Genomic DNA, 4,337 nt, shown 5'->3' with positions numbered 1-4,337 from the left:
ACGTTGGACGCATCAATGGCAAGGCAAAGATCGACCGCGTCGCGCATCGTCACCAGGCAGGAGCGGTCGCCACCATAAACCGGATGCAGCGGTTCGAGAGCCAGGCGAACGCTTCTGGCCGCCGCGTAGGCTGCAGCTTCGGCGACACGGTCAGCGACCAGCTTGAGGCTTTCGCCGATGCCTTTCGTTCCCGGCTCGACGCCGCCGCAAACGATGGTCAGAACAGGGGCGCCGAGACCCGCGGCCATGTCGATCGCGGCGCGGAAATCGTCCATGATCGCCGCGCGGCCGGGCAGCCCCATGGGGCCGGTGAGGTAAGGCGCGCGGCACAGGCCGACGACACTCAGGCCGGCCGCGCGAACCCGCTCGCCGATCTCGACGGCGCGGTCGCCGATTTCGCGACGCCAGAAGACGATGCCGGGTATGCCGCGCTCAGCGCAGGCATCAAGCACACGCTCGATAGGCCAGCCCGCGCCGTGCCCGTCCAGATTATGGCCGAGCGTCGCCGTATTGAGCGCCAGCGCGGAATGGTTCGCCGTGAAGTCGCGCATGTTTCCGGTCAGAGCCCATAAAGGGCAAGCAGCTTGCGCATGCGTGCGGCCGCCAGCTCGGGATCCGCCAGGAGGCCGCAGCCGTCGGCCAGCTTGAACACTTCCACGAAATAGGGCAGCGGCCGCATCGACTGGGCGCCCCCGAGCATGACGAAATGATCCTGGAACCCGTTCAGCCAGGCGAGGAACACGACCCCCGTCTTGTAGTATTGGGTGGGCGCTCGAAAGATCAGACGCGCGAGCGGCACGGTAGGATCCAGCGCGGCGTGGAACCCCTGGCTATCGCCCCGGCCGAGCCGATCGATGGCGTAGGCGGCGGCCGGCGCCAAGGGATCGAAGATACCAAGCAGAGCGTGCGAGAACCCCTGTTCGTCACCCGCGATCAGCTCCGGATAATTGAAGTCGTCGCCGGTATACATCTTCACGCCGGCGGGCAGACGGCGGCGCATCGCGATCTCCTTCTCCTTGTCGAGGAGGGAAATCTTGATGCCGTCGACCCTAGCGGTGTTGTTTCCGATGATCGCCAAGACCGTCTCGAGCGCGTCCTCGAAGCGGGCGGCTCCCCAATAACCCTTGAGGGCCGGATCGAACATCTCTCCCAGCCAGTGCAGGATCACCGGCCTGTCGCAGCGCGCGAGCACATCGCCATAGATCGAAACATAATCCTCGGGCGAACGCGCCACGGCCGCCAATGCCCGGCTGGCCATGACGATCAATCTGCCGCCGACCTTCTGGATGGCCTCGAGCTGCTCGAAATAGGCTCGGCGAACATCGTCGAGCGTGCGTGCATCGGCCGGTCCGAGCTGATCGGTGCCGGCGCCGTTGAAGACGAGCGCGTCGGGCAGCTCGCTCCTGGTCCTGCGGATCAGCTCCAAGGCCGAAGGCCAATCGAGGCCCATGCCACGCTGCGCGGTGTCCATCGCCTCGGCGATGCCGAGGCCGAGGCCGTGAAGATGGCACCTGAATGCCATCGTGGCCTTCCAGTCGATGGCGGCGGGACCGCCGGGATCGTTGAAGCTGAAAGGATCCGCCACAACATGGGCCGCCGACAGCACGGTACGTGGCGCATCAGAGGGCAATCGCGCGGCCGGAATCGTCTTGCCTTGAAGCCGGTAGTCGGAAAGTCTGCCCGTGTTATCCGGCAGTTGGATGATCATGGCGTTCTCCCTGACGATACGCCGCAGTCAGAACCGCGGCACCAGCATGCCCGCGTCGACGGCAATGACATGGCCGGTCGTATAGGGCAGCTCGCCCGTGGCGAGCGTCGCCATGACGCGACCGACATCTTCCGGCTTGCCGAGGCGGCTTATCAATGTCAGCCCCTCCTCGTCGATGCGGCGCTGATAAGTCTCGCTGACCGCCTTGGTCATGGCCGTTTCGATCAGGCCAGGCCTGATGTCGTAGACAGCGATGTTCTCGCGACCAAGGCGGACGGCGAAGACCTGGCTGACCATCGCGGACCCGGCCTTGGACACGCAATATTCGGCGCGCGGCTCCGCCACCGCCGTGGCATTGGAGGAAGAGACGTTGATCAGGCTGTAGAAGCGGCCGTCATCGCGCTCGCGGGCAAGCAGCCGCCTAGCCCAACGCTGCGACAGGAAGAACTGCGCCTTGGTGTTGATTGCCTGGCAGCGGTTGTAGCTCTCCTCCGTCACGTCGAGCGGGTCGCCGCGAGAAATGACCGACACGCCGGCATTGTTGATCAGCGTCGACAGGGGACCGATGGCGGCCTCGGCGGCTTCGAGCATGCTTTCGTGGCCGCCGAGATCGGCAACGTCGCCCGCGACACGCGCGACCGGGCCGCCGAGCGCAGCGACGGCGGCTTCGGCGGCTTTCAATTCCTCGTCATCGGACGGACCGTTGAGCGCCACGCCGAATCCGCGCCGGGCGAGCTCCAATGCCGTCGCAAGCCCGATGCCGCGGCTCGATCCCGTGACGAAGGCTGCATGACGCGATCCGGCACTCACGCCCGGGCTCCATGCTTGAGGAGCTCGCGGGCGATGATCATGCGCTGGATCTGGTTGGTGCCTTCATAGATCTGGGTGATCTTGGCATCCCGATAGAGGCGCTCGACCTCGAAGCCGCGTATGTAGCCGGAGCCGCCGAAGACCTGCACGGCATCGGCGGTGCGCGCCACGGCTATGTCTCCCGCGAAACATTTGGCGATCGAGCAGGCCTTGGTTGCATTCTCCCCCGCATCGATCTTCTCGGCGGCGCTGCGCACGAGCAGACGGGCCGCCTCGATGTCCTTCGCCATGTCGGCAAGCAGCCACTGCACGCCCTGGAAATCGGCAATCGGCTTGCCGAACTGACGCCGCTGCTGGGCATAGTCGACCGCTGCCTCGAGCCCGGCCTGCGCTATGCCGACGGCCAGCGAGGCGATGCCGACACGCCCCTTGTCCAGCACGCTCATCATCATGTGGAAACCGCGACCTTCTTCGCCCAGCAGCGCTTCGGGACCCAGGACGACATCGTTGAAATTGAGCGCGCCGACCTGGCTGGCCCGCTGACCCATCTTATGTTCCTTCGGACCGCGCTCTATTCCCTTGGCGTGCAGGTCGACGATGAAGATCGACATGCCGCGATGGCCCGCATCCTTGTCGGTGCGCGCCAGCACGAAACCGACGTCGGCGACCGGCGCGTTGTGGATCCAGATCTTGCCGCCGTCCAGCCGCCATCCGTGCCCGTCGCGCGTGGCGGTGGTGCGTATCCCGGAAACATCGGTCCCGGCTTCAGGCTCGGTGATGCAGTAGGCAGCCTTCTTCTCGGCGCGCATGGCCGGACCCAGCCACTGCTGCCGCTGCGCCTCGCTGCCATGCTGGACAAGCAAGGTGCTGATCAGCTCGACGAGGCCGCATTGATCGGCGACGGACGCATAGCCGCGCGACAGCTCTTCCATCACCAGCGCATAGGTAAGCGTGTCGAAGCCGGGACCGCCCATGGCCTCCGGAACGCCGATACCGAAGAGACCGAGCTCGCCCATCTGCTCATATATCTCGCCAGGAAAGCGCTCATCCCGATCAAGCGCCTCTGCAACTGGACGAATGACATCCTCGGCAAACTGGCGCGCCATCTCGCGCACCTGCTGCTGCGTTTCGCTCAGCGGCACGGCCGACCTCCCTATGTAACTATCTAGTTACTCCTACGCTGGAATCGTCGGCGGCGTCAAGCGGCGGACTTCGCATCGCCATGCGTTGCCGTTACAAGTGCTTGCGGCTTCGGTCGAACTTAACTAGAAATAACCAGATGGTTACTAATGGAGGATATCATGAAGCCATCTGACAAGCGCGTATTCGGCCGGTCCGGCCTCAACGTCACGGCCTTCGCGTTCGGAACCGCTCCCATCGGCAATTTCCTTCATCCCATAGACGAGCAGACCGCGGATGCCATGATTCAGACCGCATGGGACGCGGGCATACGCTTCTACGACACGGCGCCGATGTACGGCCACGGCCTCTCGGAACTGCGGGCCGGGCATTCGCTGCGCTGGAAGAAGCGCGACGAGTTCGTCCTCGCCAGCAAGGTGGGCCGGGTGCTGAAGCCCGCGAAGCGCTCCGAGATCGACTTCGCGCCGTGGTCAAACGCCGCGCCGAACACCATGAATTTCGATTACTCCTACGACGGCACAATGCGGTCGTTCGAGGATTCGCTGCAGCGCCTGGCGCTTGAACACATCGACATGCTGTTCATCCATGACATCGATCGGTTCACCCGTGGCGACGAGCAGCCGGAAGTGTTCCGGCAGGCGATGGATGGCTGCTGGCGGGCATTGGAGAAACTGCGCTC

Annotated in this window: 5 protein-coding genes; 1 reads left to right on the top strand and 4 read right to left on the bottom strand. The window is 64.6% G+C overall.

The window, feature by feature from the left end:
* From EOA27_RS24630 to EOA27_RS24615, 4 genes are all read right to left on the bottom strand, one after another.
* Positions 1-551 (bottom strand): TIM barrel protein (locus EOA27_RS24630; RefSeq protein ID WP_145970507.1); only part of this gene is annotated, 551 nt, incomplete at its 3' end.
* A gap of 8 nt (positions 552-559) precedes the next feature.
* On the bottom strand, positions 560-1,708 hold the full coding sequence (locus EOA27_RS24625) for a dihydrodipicolinate synthase family protein (protein ID WP_126079148.1): 1,149 nt from the start codon (positions 1,706-1,708) through the stop codon (positions 560-562).
* Between the two features lie 27 nt (positions 1,709-1,735).
* Positions 1,736-2,518 (bottom strand): 3-ketoacyl-ACP reductase, encoded by a 783-nt coding sequence (locus EOA27_RS24620; RefSeq protein ID WP_126079149.1) that lies wholly within the window; start codon positions 2,516-2,518, stop codon positions 1,736-1,738.
* On the bottom strand, positions 2,515-3,660 hold the full coding sequence (locus tag EOA27_RS24615; RefSeq protein WP_126079150.1) for an acyl-CoA dehydrogenase family protein: 1,146 nt from the start codon (positions 3,658-3,660) through the stop codon (positions 2,515-2,517). The genes EOA27_RS24620 and EOA27_RS24615 overlap by 4 nt, the downstream gene beginning before the upstream one ends.
* 159 nt (positions 3,661-3,819) lie before the next feature.
* Between EOA27_RS24615 and EOA27_RS24610 the strand changes: the two genes are divergently transcribed.
* Positions 3,820-4,337, top strand: a 518-nt coding sequence (locus tag EOA27_RS24610; protein ID WP_145970506.1) for an aldo/keto reductase, incomplete at its 3' end; no start/stop codon positions are given.

The organism is Mesorhizobium sp. M2A.F.Ca.ET.037.01.1.1 (assembly GCF_003998075.1).
Lineage (GTDB): Bacteria > Pseudomonadota > Alphaproteobacteria > Rhizobiales > Rhizobiaceae > Mesorhizobium.
This window is presented reverse-complemented; position numbering and strand designations above follow the sequence as displayed.

Coding starts and splice junctions, on each gene's coding strand:
- EOA27_RS24625 (WP_126079148.1), bottom strand. CDS start 1,708: ATGATCATCCAACTGCCGGATAACACGGGCAGACTTTCCGACTACCGG.